19 protein-coding genes are annotated in these 18,907 nt (G+C 67.2%); 7 read left to right on the top strand and 12 right to left on the bottom strand.

Annotation, left to right across the window (positions count from 1 at the left end):
• Nucleotides 1-86: 86 nt before the first annotated feature.
• Nucleotides 87-800, bottom strand: a complete 714-nt coding sequence (locus AAHM41_RS30575; RefSeq protein WP_342240408.1) for an alpha/beta hydrolase — start codon at nt 798-800, stop codon at nt 87-89.
• Between the two features lie 276 nt (nt 801-1,076).
• On the opposite strand from AAHM41_RS30575, the gene AAHM41_RS30570 reads away from it, so the two are divergent.
• Entirely contained in the window at nt 1,077-1,616 is a 540-nt protein-coding gene (locus tag AAHM41_RS30570) for an Hsp20/alpha crystallin family protein (RefSeq protein ID WP_342240407.1), read from the top strand.
• A gap of 94 nt (nt 1,617-1,710) precedes the next feature.
• Here AAHM41_RS30570 and AAHM41_RS30565 read toward each other — a convergent pair whose 3' ends face one another.
• The 7 genes from AAHM41_RS30565 to AAHM41_RS30535 all read right to left on the bottom strand — a co-directional run bounded on the left by AAHM41_RS30565 (nt 1,711) and on the right by AAHM41_RS30535 (nt 8,651).
• Nucleotides 1,711-2,094 (bottom strand): hypothetical protein, encoded by a 384-nt coding sequence (locus AAHM41_RS30565; RefSeq protein WP_342240406.1) that lies wholly within the window; start codon nt 2,092-2,094, stop codon nt 1,711-1,713.
• Between the two features lie 47 nt (nt 2,095-2,141).
• The gene (locus AAHM41_RS30560; RefSeq protein WP_342240405.1) at nt 2,142-2,870 is read right to left on the bottom strand and encodes a helix-turn-helix domain-containing protein; all 729 of its coding nucleotides are present in this window, start codon (nt 2,868-2,870) and stop codon (nt 2,142-2,144) included.
• Between the two features lie 335 nt (nt 2,871-3,205).
• On the bottom strand, nt 3,206-4,228 hold the full coding sequence (locus tag AAHM41_RS30555; protein ID WP_342240404.1) for a zinc-dependent alcohol dehydrogenase family protein: 1,023 nt from the start codon (nt 4,226-4,228) through the stop codon (nt 3,206-3,208).
• A 46-nt stretch (nt 4,229-4,274) separates the two neighbouring features.
• Entirely contained in the window at nt 4,275-5,138 is an 864-nt protein-coding gene (locus AAHM41_RS30550) for a PPK2 family polyphosphate kinase (RefSeq protein ID WP_342240403.1), read from the bottom strand.
• Nucleotides 5,139-5,206: 68 nt separating this feature from the next.
• On the bottom strand, nt 5,207-5,635 hold the full coding sequence (locus tag AAHM41_RS30545) for a hypothetical protein (RefSeq protein ID WP_342240402.1): 429 nt from the start codon (nt 5,633-5,635) through the stop codon (nt 5,207-5,209).
• Nucleotides 5,622-7,229 carry a bifunctional aminoglycoside phosphotransferase/ATP-binding protein gene (locus AAHM41_RS30540; RefSeq protein ID WP_342240401.1) on the bottom strand — a complete coding sequence of 536 codons (1,608 nt, stop codon included), beginning with the start codon at nt 7,227-7,229 and terminating at the stop codon, nt 5,622-5,624. Before AAHM41_RS30540 ends, AAHM41_RS30545 begins: the two co-directional genes overlap by 14 nt.
• A 132-nt stretch (nt 7,230-7,361) precedes the next feature.
• Complete coding sequence (locus tag AAHM41_RS30535) at nt 7,362-8,651, bottom strand: NRAMP family divalent metal transporter (RefSeq protein ID WP_342240400.1); 1,290 nt, start codon at nt 8,649-8,651, stop codon at nt 7,362-7,364.
• A gap of 149 nt (nt 8,652-8,800) precedes the next feature.
• On the opposite strand from AAHM41_RS30535, the gene AAHM41_RS30530 reads away from it, so the two are divergent.
• The 4 genes from AAHM41_RS30530 to AAHM41_RS30515 all read left to right on the top strand — a co-directional run bounded on the left by AAHM41_RS30530 (nt 8,801) and on the right by AAHM41_RS30515 (nt 12,372).
• The gene (locus AAHM41_RS30530; RefSeq protein WP_342240399.1) at nt 8,801-10,378 is read left to right on the top strand and encodes a cytochrome ubiquinol oxidase subunit I; all 1,578 of its coding nucleotides are present in this window, start codon (nt 8,801-8,803) and stop codon (nt 10,376-10,378) included.
• 19 nt (nt 10,379-10,397) lie between these two features.
• Nucleotides 10,398-11,537: a cytochrome d ubiquinol oxidase subunit II gene (gene cydB, locus AAHM41_RS30525; protein WP_342240398.1), complete on the top strand. Its 1,140-nt coding sequence runs from the start codon at nt 10,398-10,400 to the stop codon at nt 11,535-11,537.
• A gap of 15 nt (nt 11,538-11,552) precedes the next feature.
• Nucleotides 11,553-11,678, top strand: a complete 126-nt coding sequence (gene cydX, locus AAHM41_RS30520; RefSeq protein WP_342240397.1) for a cytochrome bd-I oxidase subunit CydX — start codon at nt 11,553-11,555, stop codon at nt 11,676-11,678.
• Nucleotides 11,679-11,919: 241 nt separating this feature from the next.
• Nucleotides 11,920-12,372 carry a host attachment protein gene (locus AAHM41_RS30515; RefSeq protein ID WP_342240396.1) on the top strand — a complete coding sequence of 151 codons (453 nt, stop codon included), beginning with the start codon at nt 11,920-11,922 and terminating at the stop codon, nt 12,370-12,372.
• Between the two features lie 77 nt (nt 12,373-12,449).
• Here AAHM41_RS30515 and AAHM41_RS30510 read toward each other — a convergent pair whose 3' ends face one another.
• The 3 genes from AAHM41_RS30510 to AAHM41_RS30500 all read right to left on the bottom strand — a co-directional run bounded on the left by AAHM41_RS30510 (nt 12,450) and on the right by AAHM41_RS30500 (nt 15,076).
• Entirely contained in the window at nt 12,450-12,839 is a 390-nt protein-coding gene (locus AAHM41_RS30510) for a response regulator (protein WP_342240395.1), read from the bottom strand.
• 67 nt (nt 12,840-12,906) lie between these two features.
• The gene (gene fixJ / locus AAHM41_RS30505; RefSeq protein WP_342240394.1) at nt 12,907-13,557 is read right to left on the bottom strand and encodes a response regulator FixJ; all 651 of its coding nucleotides are present in this window, start codon (nt 13,555-13,557) and stop codon (nt 12,907-12,909) included.
• A complete protein-coding gene (locus AAHM41_RS30500; protein ID WP_342240393.1) occupies nt 13,550-15,076 on the bottom strand; it encodes a PAS domain-containing sensor histidine kinase in 1,527 nt (508 codons plus the stop codon). Before AAHM41_RS30500 ends, fixJ begins: the two co-directional genes overlap by 8 nt.
• Nucleotides 15,077-15,536: 460 nt before the next feature.
• Between AAHM41_RS30500 and AAHM41_RS30495 the strand changes: the two genes are divergently transcribed.
• Nucleotides 15,537-15,809 carry an alcohol dehydrogenase catalytic domain-containing protein gene (locus AAHM41_RS30495; protein WP_342240392.1) on the top strand — a complete coding sequence of 91 codons (273 nt, stop codon included), beginning with the start codon at nt 15,537-15,539 and terminating at the stop codon, nt 15,807-15,809.
• Nucleotides 15,810-16,201: 392 nt separating this feature from the next.
• Entirely contained in the window at nt 16,202-18,097 is a 1,896-nt protein-coding gene (locus AAHM41_RS30490; RefSeq protein WP_342240391.1) for a calcium-binding protein, read from the top strand.
• A 223-nt stretch (nt 18,098-18,320) separates the two neighbouring features.
• Here AAHM41_RS30490 and AAHM41_RS30485 read toward each other — a convergent pair.
• On the bottom strand, nt 18,321-18,907 hold a 587-nt coding region (locus tag AAHM41_RS30485), incomplete at its 5' end, for a putative PEP-binding protein (protein WP_342240390.1).

The raw sequence follows: 18,907 nt of genomic DNA, 5'->3' as shown, positions 1-18,907 counted from the left end.
GGCGAGGGCAATGCCGCCGGCCAGAAGCGTCAAGGCCTGCTTGTCCCGGGCTGCCCTGAGGGCATCGAAGAAGACTCCGACCTGGTTCATCGGTCTCCTTCCCGCAGGCCTGCGTCCCATCCAAGTGGGGCCGTGCCGCCTTCTGGATGCGCCGCTCCCATGTCCTGGATCCGCCCGTGGCCGAGATGGCGGCCGAACCAGCGCGTGGCCTGGTCGACGATAGCGGCCGTCGTGTCCGGCTCGGCGAACTGGAAGCGGGCCGTTGCGACGACCTTGAAGGACTTCGGACCCTTCAGTCGGGCATGGACATGCCGGTTGTGCGCGACCAGGCGGTTGTGGTGGTCGCCGACGATCAAGAGCGTCGGGACCCAGACATCGTCGACCGCTTCATGAGCGAGGTCGGGACGACCTTCATATGTCACGATTGCCTTGACCTGCCTTCGGCTCGCGGCGGCGACCAAGGCTGCCGCGGCCCCCGTGCCGGTCGCGAAGAGGCCCAGGGGAAGTGCGGCGAGGTCCAACTGGCTTTCGACCCAGCGGATCGTGCCGATCAGTCGCGCAGCGAGCAGCGGGATGCTGAAGATGTTCGCCTGGTTGCGTTCTTCCTGAAAGGTCAAGAGGTCGAGCAGGAGGGTCGCGAAGCCGTGCCGGCAGAGGCCCTCGGCCAAAGCCACGTTGCGCGGCTCGAACCGGCTCGAACCGCTCGCCTGCACAAAGATCACAAGGGATCGGGGGGGATTCGGCAGGCGCAGCGTGCCGGGCAGACCGACCGGCGGGATACGAATATTGCGGAGGACCATGGCAGGCCTCGATAGGGTCGCATCGAAGCACCCTATCCGGTGCGACCGGTCGCGGTTTTGATCAGGATCAACCGTGTCCTCGCTCCAGCGCCCTAGATCTCGGACGCCGGACTTGACTCAGGTCAAAGCGCGTCGGGGGGGCACGATCCCATGATGCTTGGGCGCGTCCCGCCGTCCCGGCGCTTCGGGCACGGATCGGCTGGGCGCATCCATGGGCAGCGGGCAAACCTGATTCTCCTGTGCGACCCGTCCTGCTCATCAACAGGAGGACTGACGATGACACAGGTGTCCAAGATACCGGTCAAGACCGAGGCGGCTTCCACTCCGGCCCCTGCGGCCGCGCGCGTCTGGGACCCGTTCCAGAGCCTGCGGCAGGAGATCGACCGCGCGTTCGAAGGTTTCCATCGGGGGCTGCAGTTCCTGCCGTTCGGCCGGGCGATGTTCGACGTCGAGCCGACCGGGCCGCGGGGGATGATCCAGGGCATCGCACCCGCGGTCGACATCGCCGAAAAGGACAAGGAATATCAGCTCACCGCCGAGCTGCCGGGCCTCGACGAGCACCATGTCGAGGTCAAGCTGTCGAACGGCGTCCTGACCGTCAACGGCGAGAAGTCCGAGGAGAAGGAGGAGCGGGAGAAGGGCTACCATCTCACCGAGCGGCGGTACGGCTCGTTCCAGCGCTCCTTCACGCTGCCGGATGACGTCGACACGAACAAGATCGCGGCGAGCTTCAAGAACGGCGTGTTGACGATCTCGCTGCCGAAATCGGCCGAGGCCCTGAAATCCGAGAAGAAGATCGAGGTGAAGGCGGCCTGAGTGCCGTCTGCCGGGCCGGAGGCGTGCGGGTGGTTCGTCCGCCCCCGGCCTGGTTCAGCCCACCATGATCAAGTCGGGGGCCTTCTCAGACCAGCTATGGCTTGCCGCTGCCCGTGAAGCGATGAGTGGCGCCCATGGGGTCCGCAGCGCGAGGAAGTCCCGATGCCTGGAGACCGCGGCAGAGATCGGCGAGATCCCGAACGTCCAGGCCGAGCGTTGAGGCGGTGTAGTGTCGGGTCTTGGGCTCGATCATGATGCTGCCGGTCGACGAGCCGTCATTCCTCAGGCATGTGAGCGCCTGGTCGAGCAGTGTCTCGTCCCGGCATGCGATGGCGTCGCGGAGCAGCCGCGTGGCGGAGCAGAACTTCGCCCGCTCCCGCGGAAGCAGCTCCTGGCCCGCGCGGCGGAAGCGCAGATGACGGGCGCGCATTGCTTCGAGGCATTCCGCCAGGATCGAAACGGTTCGAGCGTCGTTCATGGATGCCTCCCTTGGACTGCCTGCGGTCGAGGGACGAGAGGCCATGCTCAGGCGTGCCCGAGCCGGACGGCGGGTTCATCGCCTTCGGTGATCGACTCCAGCGCGGGACAGTCAAGCAGCAGCACGCGGTGCGCTCCGGCCAGTTCGATCAGCCCGTCGTGTTTGAGGGCCGCGAAGGTCCGGCTGACGGTTTCGAGTGTCAGGCCGAGATAGTCCCCGATGTCGCCGCGGGACATCGGGAGGCAGATCGTCCGTCCGTCCGGGGCTGTGCGGGCCAGCTCGAGCAGGAAGGTGACGACGCGCTCCGTCGCGGTCTTGCGCCCGAGGGTGAGAAGGCGCTCATAGGCGGCGCTCAGGGAGCGGCAGGTGATCTCACGGAAGCGATGGCCAACGGCGTCGTCGGCCTGCGCCAGAGCCTCGGCGCGCTGCCGCGGATAGCGGATGACGACCATGTCCGTCAGAGCCTCGGCGGCGAAGCCGTGCTCATGGAGCGCCTCGAAGCCGAAGAAATCGCCGGCATGCAGGAAGGCGCCGATCTGCCGGCGGCCATCGGGCAGCAACTTGTTGGTGCAGCCTGTGCCGGAGACGACGCGGTACCAATGCAGGGCGGGATCCCCCTCGCGATAGGCAGCGGCGCCGCGGCTCAGAGAGGCCACGACCCCGAGGGCCGCGAGGCTGGGTGGGGCGTCGTCAACGCTTGCGTCGCGACGGGCGGGCAGGGCCGGGGCAAGGCCCTGCGGCGACCGGGACACGGGTAGGGCAAGGTGCGTCTGCATGGCGGCCTCTGCTGCGTGCCGTTGGATGTGCAGCTGTCTTACGCTTCGGCCGCGTCCCGCATCATTGTGAAGGATACGTACGGGAAACTGCGTAGCAGACCAAAAAGAGCCCGGCCGAAACCGGGCAGGTTTCTGCCGATGCCCCGGATGCAGAACCAGGGCGTAGCAATCGAGCACGGCCGATCGCCTCGATCATTGACTTGGATCAAGGAGATGAAGGGCCGGAAAAGCCAGTCTGTCGACGTTATTCCGCCGATCGCGATTGGAGACTGCCATGACGGACCATGAAACCATCATCCTTGCCGCGATCATCGGCGCCTTCGTCGTGTTCGCGATCAGCCTGGCGCTGGTGAGTCGGATTCGTCCGGGGCCGCATCCGGAACGAGGACGGCGGCCCCGGTCAGACGGCCGTCGCGCAGCCGCGCCAGAGCCTCGTTCGCTTGGTCCAGCGGCATGGCGAGGGTCTCGGTTCGGATCGGGATCTCCGCGGCCACGGCCATGAAGGCCTCGGCGTCCTGGCGGGTCAGGTTGGCGATCGCACGGATCGTCCGTTCGGGCCACAGCAGCGCATAGGGGAAGCGGGGGATGTCCGACATGTGGATGCCGGCGCAGATGACGGCCCCGCCCTTTCGGACCGCCTGCAGCGCGGCCGGAACGAGTGCACCGACCGGAGCGAAGATGATGGCGGCATCGAGGGGCGCCGGCGGGGTCTCATCGGACCCGCCAACCCAGGCGGCGCCGAGGCGGCGGGCGAAGGCCTGGGCATCGAGGTCGCCCGGCCTGGTGAAGACGGCGACCTCCTGGCCGCGGTGACGGGCCACCTGAATGACGATGTGTGCGGAGGCGCCGAAGCCATAGAGGCCGATCCGCGGCGCCTCGCCGGCGAGGCTGAGGGCCCGGTACCCGATCAGCCCCGCGCAGAGAAGGGGGGCTGCCTCGACGTCGCCGTAGGCCTCCGGGATCGGAACGCAGAACCGTTCGTCGGCCCGGGCGTACTCCGCATAGCCGCCGTCGAGCTGATAGCCTGTGAAGCGGGCGCTCTCGCAGAGGTTCTCCTGGCCGCGGCGGCAGAACTCACAAGTGCCGCAGGTCCAGGCGAGCCATGGCACGCCGACCCGGTCGCCGGTCTTGAACCGGGTAGCCTCGCTGCCGGCCGCAACCACCCGGCCGACGATCTCATGCCCTGGGACCAGCCGCGGCTTGGGGGAGGGCAACTCGCCATCGACGACATGCAGATCGGTGCGGCAGACACCGCAGGCAGAGACGCGGATGACGACCTCAGTCGGGCCCGGGACGGGCTGCGGCAGGTCGGCGGACTCCAGCCGCGTCCCTGGTTTCGTGAGGATCATGGCTTTCATGGATAAGCTCCCTGCTGACTCCGACGGCAGTCGTCCGGTCCCACGCCTATTCGTTCTCCAGCACGGCCCGGGCCGACAGCAGCCGTTCCTGCAACTGCTGTCCGATGTCTGGCGCGGCCAAGCCGAGCCCCTCCATCGCATCGACGACGGCCGACGCGACCACGAGAAGGGCGAACCACCTGTTGTCGGCCGGGATCACATGCCAGGGCGAATCCGGCGTCGCGGTGGCACGGACCATCTCCTCATAGGCCTTCATATAGTCGTCCCAGCGCTGGTGTTCCGTCGCTGATTCCGGGTCGAACTTCCATTGCTTCGTGGGATCATCGAGCCGAGCGAGGAGGCGCCGCTTGTGTTCCTCCTTCGAGAGGTTGAGGAAGAATTTCAGGACCAGGGTGCCGTTGCGGGTCAGGTAGCGCTCGAAGGCGTTGATGTCCTCGAACCGCTCCTTCCAGATCTTCCTGGTCACCAACTTCGGCGGCAGCCGCTGGTTGCCGAGGATATCGGAATGGACCCGGACGACCAGCACCTCCTCGTAGTAGGAGCGGCGGAAGATGCCGATGCGGCCACGCTCCGGCAGGTGCCGGGTGGTTCGCCACATGAAGTCGTGGTCCAGCTCCTCCGCCGAAGGCCGCCCGAAGGCGGTGACCTGGCAGCCCTGGGGCTCCATGCGGGACATGATGTATCTGGCGGCGCTGCCCTTGCCGGCGGTATCCATGCCCTGGAGGATCAGCAGCACCGCCCAATGATCCTGAGCACAGAGCCGTTCCTGGATCTCGGACAGCTGGACGAGGCCTTGCGCCGAGGTTTCGTCGATCAGGCCATTGGCGTCGCCCGGGTCCCACACGGCCAGGCGGAATCCGCGTCCGTCGTCGACGCGGTAGCGCCTTGCCAGCCCGTTCAGCTTCATCATCGACCGGTCTCCACAACGGCATGATTCAGACGCGCCAGCGGCGCGCCGGAGCGAGGCGTGTCAGTCCCTCAGCCGAATGCGGCAGGCCATGGCCGTACCCGGACAATGCGGAAGGGCCGGGTGACGCCGTCATGCTCGGTCACCGAGACATACTCGCCTTCGACGAAGCGGTGGGTGTCGAGGCGCCAGATCGGCTCGTCATCGTCTTCTCCGGGGGCATAGGAGAAGGCCCAGCGGCGGTCGCGGGTGTGGATCAGCCGACCATGCTCGTCGTCGACGCCGGACCAGAAACGGCGGACCGTGCACTCTGCCTGGCGCTCGCGCCAGGCGTCGGCGTCGAGATGCCCGCCGGGATCGAGCGGGGCGATCAGCTCGTAGCCGCAGTCTTGGTCGCCTTCGGGGGTCTCCGGCGTGCGCGCCAGTTCCATGCGGATGCGAGCGAGGGATTTGTCGTGCGCCCTTGGTCGGCGGCCGCTCTGTCGATCATGACCGGCCATGGCTGACTCCTATCGTCAACGGGGCTGTGTCGGCGACGATGGCGCCGACCGGGGGCTCGTTCGGGAGGCCAACGAGCCACCCCAGGCGGCCCAAATACCGCAACGTCCGGAACACCAGAGTCGAGGCCGGGCAGTCCGAGGCAAAGTCGGCCCAATCGGCGGGAGCCGTCGCCTCGTGCCGCTGTCGCCCGAGCACCGCCGGGGTGGCGTCCGATGCATCGCTCACCCGGACCGACAGCCGGGATGCCAGCACGCTGTCAGGTGCGTCCAGCCAGAGGCCGGCGAACGGCACCTCCCGACCATCGGCCACAGCACGGATTGCTGCCCGCTCCGCTGGGTCCAGGAAGGTGGCGTCGACGATTACCGAGCAGCCCGACGCCAGGAGTTGGTCCGCTTCGCGGCGGAGTGCGTCATAGACCCGCGCCGTCTTCTCCAGGGTGTAGGTGCTGTCGGGGAGACGGTCCTCGGGCGCCACGCCGTGCAACTGCTTGCGGATGACGTCGGAGCGCAGGATCCGGGCCCCGAGGGGCCGGCCGGTATAGGGGGTGAGATGCGCTGCAAGAGTCGACTTGCCGGTACCGCTCACCCCGCCGATCGCGAGCAGCCGCGGCGGGCTGGCCTGCAGGAGCTCGCCCGCAAGCTCAAAATAGCCCGTGGCGCGGCGGCGAGCATCCAACCGTGCGGCGCTGTCAGTCGCCCCGCTCGCCATCGTCGCCTGAACATGGGCACGGATCGCGGCGTGGATTGACAGGAACAGCGGCAGCAGGGGGGGGCCGTCCGTCTCGTCCGGCATGCGATCGAGATAGCGGTTGAACACGGCGCTGGCCAGATCGGGCCGGGATCGTTCGATCAGATCCATCAGCAGGAAGGACAGGTCGTAGAGGATGTCGACGCAGGCGAGGCGATCGGAGAACTCGATCGCGTCGAACAGCATGGGCGCCCCACGCCACAACGCAATGTTGCCGAGGTGGAGGTCGCCATGGCCGCGACGCACATGGCCCTCCCTCTGGCGCTGGTGCAGCAGCCTTTTGTGCCGGGACGCCTCGTCCAGCGAGCGCATGGTCAGCCGGCTGATCGCCGCCGCGTCGAACAGCCCGGTCCCGAAGCGGGCCAGATTGCCGTCGTTCTCGACGATGATCTCGGCGATCGCCGCGGGTCCGCCAAACTGCTGTTCTTCCGACAGCGACCGGTGGAAGTCAGCGATCCGGTCGGCAAGCTGGCGCATCATTTCGACGGTCAGCTGTCCGTGGCGGGCCAGCCGGTCGAACTGTCCGGACGCGTCGAAGCGCAGCATGACCAGGAGCCAGTCGACGATCGCGCCGTCGCCGCCAAGGGTCAGGCCGCCCGAGGCTGCCCGGCACACCGGCATCACGCGCAGATAGAGGTCCGGAGCCGTCCGGCGGTTCAGCACCAGTTCCTTCTCGCAGGCCGCCCGCCGGAGCTCCGGGGTGGAATAGTCGAGATAGCTGAAGCGGACCGCCTTCTTGAGCTTGTAGGCGTGGCCGCCGGCCAGGAAAACGATGGAGGCATGGGTTTCCACCCGCTGCACCGAGGCCGCGCCGTAGGCCTCCGGCTGCGACAGGAACGCGATCACCTCTTGCTGAACGTCTCCGGACATAGACGCCTCCTCAATGATGGTGCCGATGGTGCCGGCGTTCGGAGACGTTGGCCTTGAGCTAAATCAAGCTGATCCAGGTTTCGACGGGGCCGTCGCGGGGCGGCGACGTCACAGCACCAGGAAGGCGATCGACGCGGCCGCCATCACCAGCGTTGCGAGCCATCCCGCCGCGGCGATGGATCGGGGCAGGGTCAGGGCACCCATGATGTTTCGGCTGGTCGCGATCAGCAGCATCGTCGCCATCAGAGGCGCGGCGAGGAGACCATTGAGCACGGCGCTCCAGTACAGGGCCTTGATCGGATCGATCCCGGTGAAGCCCACCCCCAGGCCGAGGACCGTCGCCAGAACGATCACGCCGTAGAAGGCTTTCGCCTCCTTCGGCTTGTGGTCGAGGCCCTCGACCCAGTCGAATGTCTCGCAGACCGCATAGGCGGCGGAGCCCGCCAGCACGGGAACGGCCAGCAGGCCGGTGCCGATGATGCCGCAGGCGAAGACGGCAAAGGCGAGGTCGCCGGCAATCGGGCGCAGCGCCTCGGCCGCCTGCGCCGAACTCTGGATATCGGTGAGGCCGCTGGCATGCAGCGTCGCCGCCGTGGCGAAGATGATGAACAACGAAATCAGGTTCGAATAGCCCATGCCGACCCAGGTATCGACCCGGACCCGCGCCAGCTCCGGGCCTGCCTGGGCGGGCGTCACGTAGAGCGGCTGCGACGAGCGCCTCAGCCGCTCCTCGACCTCCTGCGACGCCTGCCAGAAGAAGAGGTAGGGGCTGATCGTCGTGCCCAGCAGCGCCACCAGCGCCTCGGCATGGTCGGCATCGAAGGCCAGATGCGGCACGAAGGTCCGCAGCAGCGCCTCGCCCCACGGCACATGGACGACGAAGACCACCGCGGCATAGGCCAGGAGGGACAGGGTGAGCCATTTCAGGACGGCGGCGTAGCGCGCATAGCTGAGAAACACCTCCAGCACGACGCACAGGGCCGCGAAGCCGATGCCGTAGAGCAGGGCGGGGCCTGGGATCAGAAGCTGTGCCGCTGCCGCCATGGCGCCGAGGTCCGCCCCCAGATTGGCGATGTTTGCCACCAGCAGCGCCAGCACGACGGCCCGCAGCAGCCACCGCGAATGGTGCCGGCGCAGGTTCTGCGCGATGCCGCGTCCGGTGACGCAGCCGATGCGGGCGCTGATCGACTGAGTGACGGCCATCAGCGGATAGCTGAACAGCATCACCCAGGCCATGCCGTAGCCGAACTGCGCGCCGGCCTGGCTGTAGGTGGCAATGCCGCTCGGGTCGTCATCCGCGGCGCCGGTGAAAAGGCCAGGGCCGAGCAGCCTGAGAAGGCCAAGCCGCGATCGCGAGCGGCCCTTCCTGCCACCTTCCGTCTCGATGAGACCGACCATCCTCCGCCTCCGACTGCGCCTCGAAGGTCTCCAATGGCAGAGGGCGCCATGGCCGGGTTTGATCCAGATCAAGGTGCCTACGGCCACTGTGGTCGACACCAGCGGCTCGGGGCGTCCGATGCCGGCGCCCGTCCGAGGGATCTCGTGCCGTGACCACAGCTCTCGACCTCGTGCAGCTTTCGCGGCTGCAGTTCGGCCTGACGGCCATGTACCACTTCCTGTTCGTGCCCCTGACGCTCGGCCTCGCCGTCCTGCTCGGCATCATGGAGAGCGTCTACGTGATGACCGGCCGCGAGGTCTGGCGCCGGATGACCAAGTTCTGGGGCATCCTCTTCGGCATCAACTTCGCCATGGGGGTCGCCACCGGCATCACCATGGAATTCCAGTTCGGCATGAACTGGGCCTATTACAGCCAGTATGTCGGCGACATCTTCGGCGCACCGCTGGCGATCGAAGGGCTGATGGCGTTCTTCCTGGAGGCGACATTCATCGGCCTGTTCTTCTTCGGCTGGGACCGGCTGTCGAAGGTCGGCCACCTGATCGTCACCTGGCTGGTGGCGCTCGGCTCCAACCTCTCGGCGCTGTGGATTCTGGTGGCCAATGGCTGGATGCAGCACCCGGTCGGGGCCCACTTCAATCCCGACACCATGCGCATGGAGGTGACGGACTTCATGGCCGTCATCTTCAATCCGGTGGCGCAGGCGAAGTTCGTCCACACCGTCAGCGCCGGCTACGTGACCGGTGCCGTGTTCGTGCTGTCGATCAGCGCGCTCTACCTGCTGCGCGGCCGGCATGTCGACCTCGCCAAGCGGTCGATGACCGTGGCAGCCAGCTTCGGCCTCGCTGCGGCCCTGTCGGTGGTCGTCCTCGGCGACGAGAGCGGCTACACCGCCGGTGAGAACCAGAAGATGAAGATCGCCGCGATCGAGGCGATGTGGGATACCGAGCCGGCGCCGGCCTCCTTCACCCTGTTCGGCCTGCCGGACCAGGAGGCACGCCGGACCGACTACGAAGTCAAGGTGCCCTGGATGCTCGGCCTGATCGCCACCCGGTCGGTCGACGGCGAGGTGCCGGGCATCAACCAGCTGGTGGCCCACGCGCAGACGCGCATCCGCTCGGGCCTCATCGCCTATGACAGCCTCCAGCAGTTGCAGGCCGACCGCAGCGACGCCACGGCCCGGGCTCGCCTCTCTGCCCATGCCGACGATCTCGGCTATGCGCTGCTGCTGAAGGCGGTCCGACCGGACATCCTCGCGGCCACCGACGTCGAGATCGCGCAGGCCGCCTGGAGCACGGTGCCGAGCGTCTCGCCACTGTTCTGGAGCTTCCGACTGATGGTCGGGCTCGGCTTCTTCTTCATCGGCCTGTTCGCCGTCGCCTTCACCCTGGCTTCGATGCGGCGTCTGCACACCTCTCGCCTGTTTCTTCGGGTCGCGCTGTGGTCGCTGCCGCTGCCCTGGATCGCGGCGGAGCTCGGCTGGTACGTGGCCGAGGTTGGGCGCCAGCCCTGGGTGATCGAAGGCGTGCTGCCGACCTTCCTGGCGGTGTCCAACCTATCGGCGGGCAGCGTCCTGACCACGCTGCTGGGCTTCGTCGCCGTCTATTCCGTCCTGCTCATCGTCGATGTCTATCTGATGACCAAGGCCATCCGTCTCGGCCCCGCGCCCTCGGAACCGGACCTCTCGGCCGAGCCCGGCCTGGCCGTCGCACCGGCCGCGGCCGAATAGTCCCCGCGAGGATCGCACCATGTTCGACTATGAAATCCTGCGCCTGATCTGGTGGGCGCTGCTCGGCATCCTCCTGATCGGCTTCGCCATCATGGACGGGTTCGACCTCGGGGCTGCGATGCTGCTCCCCTTCGTCGGCCGGACCGACGCGGAACGGCGGGTGGTGATCAACACCGTCGGCCCGGTCTGGGAAGGCAACCAGGTCTGGTTCATCCTGGGCGGCGGGGCGATCTTCGCCGCCTGGCCGCCGCTCTATGCCGTCGCGTTCTCCGGCTTCTACCTGGCCATGTTCCTGGTTTTGGTCGCGCTGATCCTGCGGCCGGTGGCGTTCAAGTTCCGCTCCAAGATCGAGCATCCGACATGGCGCCGGGCCTGGGACGGCGCGCTCTTCGTCGGCGGCCTGGTGCCGTCGCTGATCTTCGGCGTCGCCTTCGGCAACGTGCTGCAAGGCGTGCCTTTCCGCTTCGACGAGACGCTGCGGATGACCTACGAGGGAACCCTATTCGGGTTGCTCAACCCCTTCGCACTGCTCTGTGGCCTCGTCAGCGTCGCCATGCTGGTCATGCACGGCGGCGCCTGGCTGGCGCTGAAGGCGGCGGAGCCCGTGGCAGCCCGCGCGGTCACCTTCATGCACTTGGCCGCGATCGCCCTGATCGCGCTGTTCGCCGTTGCCGGCCTCTGGGTGGCGATCGGCATCGACGGCTATGCCATCGTCGGCACGGCAGCGCATGACGGACCGTCGAACCCCCTGCTGAAGCAGGTGGCGCGTGCCTCCGGGGCCTGGCTGGCCAACTATGGAGAGCAGACTTGGACCTTGGCCGCTCCCGCGCTCGCCTTCCTCGGGGCGCTCGGGGTGATCGCACTGTCCGGCCTGGGGCGGCCCCGCCTCACGCTCCTGTCGAGCGGGCTCAGCGTGGCGGGTGTGATCGCGACGGCCGGTCTCAGTGTGTTCCCCTTCCTGCTGCCGTCCTCGCTCGATCCGAACGCCAGCCTGACGGTCTGGGACGCGTCGTCGAGCCGCCTGACCCTCGCCATCATGCTGGGCGCGACCGTGGTCTTCCTGCCGGTCGTCCTGGTCTACACGGCCTGGGTGTATCGCGTGCTGCGCGGTCGCGTGACCCTGGCCTATGTCACCGATAATTCCACCAGCACCTATTGAGCCGGGAGATCACCGATGTGGTACTTCGCCTGGGTCCTTGGCGTCGGCTTCGCCTGCGCCTTCTCCATCCTCAACGCGATGTGGCTTGAGCTGCACGAGGACGGCTCCGCTGCGGCGGCCCGCGACAGCGGCCAGCGCTGATTCTGCCGGCACGATCTGCGCTCGGGGCCGGGAGCCGCAGCAGCCGAACAGGGCATCAGATGCGGTTTCCTTCGGCACGGCGGTGGGTCGAAGCCGGCTCACGACCCATGCCGCGGCGGCGCCGGGAAGATTGCCTCCACTCCCAGGTTTCGTGATCGCCAGACTCTCTTCCTGATCCAGATCAAAGCCGAGGGGCCGGCGTTGCTGTGTGATGAGGTTCTTCGACACGGGGAGCGCAGCCATGACCACTCTTCATCTGTCCCATGACGCGTGGATCGTCGTCTGCGATGCCACGAAGGCCCTGTTCTTGAGGAATGCGGGTGACGGACGCTGTCCCGCTCTACGCCTGGTCGAGCGCATGGAAGCTCCCGACCGGGGCAGGACGTCGGATCAGGGGACCGACCGACCAGGACGCCTTCAGAACCGGTCGGCTCCCGCGAGCGCGATCGAACAGACTGATTGGCATCGCCGGGACAAGGACGACTTTGCGATGCAGATCGCCGCCAGGCTCGACCTGTTGTGCAAGGAGCGTCCGATCGGCTCGATTTTTCTTGTCGCTCCGCCGGGCATCCTCGGCTCGTTGCGCCGAGCCCTGTCTCCGTTGGTATCGGCCGTGGTCGTGGCGGAGATCGACAAGGACCTGACCAAGCATCCGGTCCATGAAATCGAACGCCTGCTGACAGCCGGAACATGACGAGACGGCAGCGGACAGCGGTTGCCTCGGCGTTCCGCCATCGAGCGCGGCCGCGGTGGGGTAGCCGCCCGAGCCGCTCATGACTCCGAGAGGGCCCGTCGGATCGCGAGGATCAGCTCTTCGCCGTCGAACGGCTTCTCGATCAGGGCCTCCGCTCCCGCGGCCAGTGCTGCCTCGCGGATACCGGCCGCGTGCTTGCCCGTGATCACGATGCAGGGCAGTGCGACTTCGCGCAGGCGAAGGCGGCGCAGCAATTCGAGGCCGCCAATCACCGGCATGTCGTAGTCGACCACCAAGCAGCCCGTCATCAACGGATCCGGCGTCTCGAGAAACCTGGCGGCCGACGCGTGAAGGCGGACCATGAACGATGCGGCTTCGAGCAGGAAGGCAAGCGACCGACGCACCGCCTCGTCGTCATCCACGACGTGAATCGTCGGGCGGTTGGCCAGGGCAAGGGACGTGGGCATGAGCGGTCGTCGGTTGAGCGCAAGGGCCGAACGGTAACGCGCCTCCAGGCTCCTGCCTTGATCTGGATCAAGGCCTCCGCGCCGAGTGGACCGGATCGCTCGAGTCGTCCTCAGGTTTGAGCGCGAGCCACATCCGGACCAGATCCGACAGGTTCCGGGCCTGCATCTTCTCCATCACCCGGGCGCGATGGACCTCGACCGTGCGGGCACTGATGCCGAGATCGTAGGCGATGGTCTTGTTGGGATGGCCCTTGACCAGGGCGGCCAGGACCTCCTGCTCGCGCGGCGTCAGGGCCGCGAGCCGCGAGGACAGCGTCGCGACCTCGCCTTGCCGGCTGCGGTCGCGCTGGTTGCGCTCCAGCGCCGTCCGGATGGCACCGATCAGCAACTCGTCGTCGAACGGCTTTTCGAGGAAGTCGACCGCGCCGGCCTTCAACGCCTGCACGGCGATGGGGATGTCGCCATGGCCGGTCATCACGATCACCGGCAGCACGATCCCGCGCTCGACCAGCTTCTGCTGCAGCGTGAGCCCATCCATCTCCGGCATGCGGACATCGGTGACGATGCATCCGTGCGGCGGGATCTCGGATCGGCCGAGGAAGGCCACGGCCGAATGGTGCGTCTCCACCCGAAAGCCCGCCGACTCGAGCAGGAATCTCAGCGACAGGCGCACTGCTTCGTCGTCGTCGATGATATGGACGATCATGATATCAGCCATGGGCGCCATTCCCATCGGCAGCGGCGGCCGGCAGGGCGAAGCGGAAGGTGGCACCGCCGCCCGGGGTCGATTCTGTCCACAATCGTCCGCCATGCGCCTCGACGATGGTGCGGCAGATCGACAGGCCGATGCCCATGCCGTGACTCTTGGTCGTGACGAAAGGCTGGAACAGCTGGGCCTCGACCTCCGGCGTCAGGCCCGGGCCTGTGTCGATCACGGCGAACTCGATCATGTCCCCTCGCGCCACTGCGGCGATCTCCAATTCGCGCTTGGCGCTGCTGTCCATCGCCTCGAGTGCGTTCCGTATCAGATTCAAGAGCACCTGCTGGATCTGGATCTTGTCGACGACGACATGCTGCGGCCTGGCGTCGACCGTGAGATGCACCTTGACGCCGTGCTCCTTGGCACCGACCAGGGCGAGGGCGCTGGCTTCCTCCAGCATCTTGGCGACGGTCTCGACATGCTTGTCGGTCTCGCCGCGGGCCACGAAGTCGCGCAGCCGGCGGATGATCTGTCCGGCGCGCAGCGCCTGTCCGGCGCTGAGCTCGACAGCCTCGCGCAGCCGCGACAGGTCAGGCTCGGCCTCGCCGGCGAGCATGCGCCGCATGGCCTGGCAGTAGTTGGTCACGGCGGTCAGCGGCTGGTTCAGCTCATGCGCCAGGGTGGCCGCCATCTGGCCCATGGCGCTCAGGCGCGAGACGTGCAGCAGCTCGCTCTGCAACTCCTGCAGCCGCGCCTCGGTCTGCTGGCGCTCGGTCAGGTCGCGGATGAAGCCGGTGAACAGCCGGTGACCCTCGCGCGAGACCTCGCCGACCGCGAGCTCCATCGGGAAGGTGCCGCCATCCTTGCGCCGGCCGACCACCACCCGGCCGATGCCGATGATGCGCCGCTCGCCGGTCGCGAAGTAGCGCGCCAGATAGCCGTCATGTGCCTCCCGGTACGGGGAGGGCATCAGCATGTTGACGTTGCGGCCCTGGACCTCCTCGGGCGTGTAGCCGAACAGGCGTTCGGCCGCGGTGCTGAAGGACTGGATCAGGCCGTTGGCATCGATCACCACCATTGCATCCGGAATGCTCTCGAGGATCGACCGCAGATGGGCTTCGCGGGCTTCGGCGGTCGCCTGGGCGGCCCGCGCATCGGTGACGTCGGAATGCAGGACGACGACGCCTTCGCGCGAGCCATTGGCCGGCCGTGCTCCGGTACAGCGGAAGCACAGGTCTCCGGCAGATCCGGGAAAGGAATATTCCAGCAGGAACCCGTCGCTCCGCTGGGAGAGCATCAGCCGGATCTGATTTGCCAGGCGCCCGGCATCCGGATTGCCTTTGTGGGCTTCGCTGTCGCAGATCGCCACATAGTCGACGCCGATCGCGGCACCGGCCAGGGCGTTGCCCGATTCATTGGCGTGCCAACTAGGATTGGCTGCGACGACAACCCCATCGCGGCCGAGCAGGGCGATCTGCCCGGGCAGGGCGCCGAGGATCGCCGCACTGTGCTCGATGTCGGGCGGTGCCGTCACCATTCAATCCCCAAACGGCTCTTCGGCCGCGTCATGCAATCGGTTTGCCGTTCCACGCGAGATCGGCAACGGCCGTAGGGCCGACGCTCGCCCTCCGCCCAGGCCAACGAGTCCCAAGGTAGCAGTGGCCTGGAACCGGGACAATCTGGAGTGTGCCGGCATCGGGACGTCATCGATCAGGGGCGGGACCAGCCTTCCGATGCCCAGGATTCGAGCAGAAAGTTCTTTATCAGCCGCGGGCAGAGCATCGGTTGCCGCTGGCGAGCTTGATGCACATCAAGGCGGCCGGTCGCATTGCATTGTCTCCTGGTCTTCGCGGCTGCCGGCCGTCGGGCAGGCAGGTCCGTCTCTAGCGGATGCAGGAGGACGGAATGAAGGCGCTCGTCTATCGCGGGCAGGGGACAAGGCCGTCGAGGATCGGCCAAAGCCGGAGATTCAGGCGCCGGGCGATGCGATCGTGCGGATGGTCAAGACGACGATCTGCGGCACAGACCTGCACATCCTCAAGGGCGATGTCGCGACCTGCGCCCCGGGCCGCATCCTCGGCCACCGGATCGACGGCACCCAGGCGGAATATGTCCGCACGCCCATGCTGCTGAGGACAGTGCAATCCGGGAAGATCGACCCGGCGCGCCTGATCACGCACCGCTTCCCCTTCGACCGGATCCTCGACGCCTACGACACCTTCGGTCGCGCCGCCGACACCAGGGCGCTGAAGGTGATCAGCGCGATGTGAGGTCGGGATTGCCGCGGGCCTCGCAATAGCCAGGGAGAAGATGATGTCGACTTCGAAAAAGGTGACCAGCCCGGACGCGAGAACGGTCGAGCTGACCTGGCCGTTTCGGGATGTGCCGCTGCGCGGTTCCCGGCCTCGTCGAAAGGTGAAGCCCGACGCCGGGCCGGCGGAAGAGAGGACTGCCGGTCCTCGGAAGAAACGTCGCAGCACGACGGCGCGGCCGCTCGCGAAGTGACGGATCGGCTTTGATTGCCGGAGGAGGGTGTTCCCGCATCCGGAATGCCCCTTTTTTCAGGCATTCGCGGGCCGCCCACCTCAGGCCTCCGGCGTTGAAAGCGGCGTGTCGGGGGGGCTGGAACAGTCATTCGATTTGAACAGGAAGGATAGTCACCATGGCGATCATTACGGGAACCCCAGGCTACGATATGCTGTGGGGGACCAGCGAAGACGACACCATCGACGGGTTCGCGGGCGGCGATAGCATCAACGGCCTTGCCGGCAACGACATTATTCGCGGTGGTGCCGGTGACGACCATGTCTACGGCGGCGACGGCGACGACTGGATCGAGACGGGCGGGGGTGAGTACGACTTCTGCCGTGGCGGCAACGGTGCCGACGTCCTGGTCGGTTCAGTCGATTCCGACCGGGGTCTCTACGGTGAGGCCGGCAACGACACCATCTACGGCTACGCCGGGAATGACCACCTCGACGGCGACGCCGGCAACGACGTGGTTAGCGGCGGCGACGGCGACGACAACATCGGCTTCGGCGCCGGGGTCGACAAGGCCGATGGTGGCGCCGGCGCCGACGCGCTCTATGTCGACCGCAGCAGCACCTCCACCGGGGTCAGCTTCATCCTGAACGGCGCCGCCGGCAGCGACGGCAGCCAGGCGATCAACATGGAGCAGATGACCTACCTTGCCGGGTGGGGCAACGACACCATCACCGGAGCTGGCGGCAACGACACGATCTCGGGCTATGCCGGGAATGACGTCCTCGCCGGGGCGGCCGGCAACGACACCATCAACGGCGGCATCGGTAACGACACTATCGACGGCGGCGACGGCGACGACACCATCAGCACCGGCATCGGGGCCGATATCGTCGATGGCGGAGCCGGGACCAACACGCTCGAGGTGGACCGAAGCACCACCACCACGGGCATCAGCTTTACCCTGAACGGCGCCGCCGGCAGCGACGGCAGTCGGGCGATCAATATGGAGCGCATGACCTACCATGCCGGGTCGGGCGCCGACATCATCACCGGAGCCGGCGGCAACGATAACATCCACGGTGGTAGCGGCACCGATACCCTTAACGGGGCGGCCGGCAACGACACGCTCGATGGTGGCGCCGGCAACGACCATGTCAACGGCGGCGACGGCGACGACACCATCAGCTTCGGCATCGGAGTCGACATCGTCGATGGCGGAGCCGGGACGGACACGCTCGAACTGGACCGAAGCAACACCGTCACCGACATCAGCTTCACACTTAACCTGAGCGGCGCCCCCGGCAGCGACGGCAGCCGGGCGATCAACATGGAGCAGATGACCTACCATGCCGGGTGGGGCAACGACATCATCACCGGAGCCGGCGGCAACGATTATATCTATGGTAGAGACCGCAACGATATCCTGAGCGGGGCGGCCGGTGACGACTACCTCGACGGGGACGTCGGCGACGATGTCCTGCGGGGCGGTGCGGGGGCCGATTATATCGACGGCTGGGGCGGCACTGACACCGCCAGCTACTACACCAGCGCGGTCGGGGTCGTTGTCAGCCTGACGACCCAGAGCGGCACGGGCGGGGACGCCCAAGGCGACACTCTGCTCAACATTGACAATGTCAGCGGCAGCCAGGGCAATGACAGCCTGGTCGGCAACGCCGGCGCCAACACCCTGCAGGGCTGGAACGGCAATGACATGCTCACCGGCGGTGCCGGCAAGGACACGCTTTTCGGCTATGCCGGGGCCGACCGCTTCGCTTATCGCAGCATCGGCGAGAGCGTGGTGGGAGCGAATGCCGACCGGATCACCGACTTCAGCCATGCCCAGGGCGACAAGATCGACCTGGCGGCGATCGACGCCAACACCGGCGTGGCCGGCGACCAGGCCTTCACCTTCATCGGCACCGCCCTCTACACCGGGGTCGCGGGGCAGCTCCGCTTCGCCTCGGACGGCGTCATCACCGCCATCGGCGGCGACGTCGATGGCGACGGGGTGTCCGATTTCCACATCCGGCTGACCGGCCAGGTCGGGCTGACGGCGGCCGATTTCGCGCTGTAGCCGCCAGCGACAGAGAATGCTCGCCCCGAAAGGGCGAGCATCGTCGCCAAGTGATCGCAAGGCGTCGGAGTCCGCAAGGAATCGAGGACGTCGCCGTCGTCCAAGGTCATGAGGGCGATAGAAGGCGCGGCGGCCGCGGTCGCTGCGGTCCCGGTCGGATACGGAGCCGGTCGCGACCAGGGGTTGAAGGCAGGCACGGTGAAATCGTGCTCGCCGCACCCTGTCAGTCGGAGGGCATCGCGAGGTCGGCTTCAGCCTCCTGGACCACCATGATGGTCCGCAGCAGGCTGGACGGGTTGACGCTGATCGCGTCGATCCCGAGGCGGGTCAGGTAGCGGGCGATGTCCGGATGGTTGGCCGGCGCCTCGCCGCAGATCCCGACATGCCGGCCGTTGCGCTTGGCACCCGTGACGGCCAGGCGAAGCATCTCCAGCATGCCGGGGTCGCATTCATCGAAGTCGAAGGCGACGCTCTCGGAATCCCGATCGACGCCGAGCGTCAGCTGGGTCAGGTCGTTCGAGCCGATCGAGAAGCCGTCGAACAGGGCGGAGAAGGCGTCGATCCGTATGACGTTGTTCGGGATCTCGCACATCAGGTGGATCTCGAGGCCGTCCTTGCCGCGTTCGAGCCCGTGGCCCGCCATGGCCGCCAGCACCCGGCGGGCTTCCTCCTCGCGCCGGCAGAACGGCACCATGACATGGAGGTTGGCCAGCCCCATCTCTGCCCGGACGCGGCGGATGGCGCGGCATTCCAGGGCGAAGCCGTCGGCATAGGCCGGATGCGCGTAGCGCGAGGCGCCGCGGGAGCCGA

The sequence above is a fragment of the Inquilinus sp. OTU3971 genome (assembly GCF_038440215.1).
Note: the sequence above shows the minus strand (reverse complement) of the source record. Positions and strands in the feature narration are given on the sequence as shown.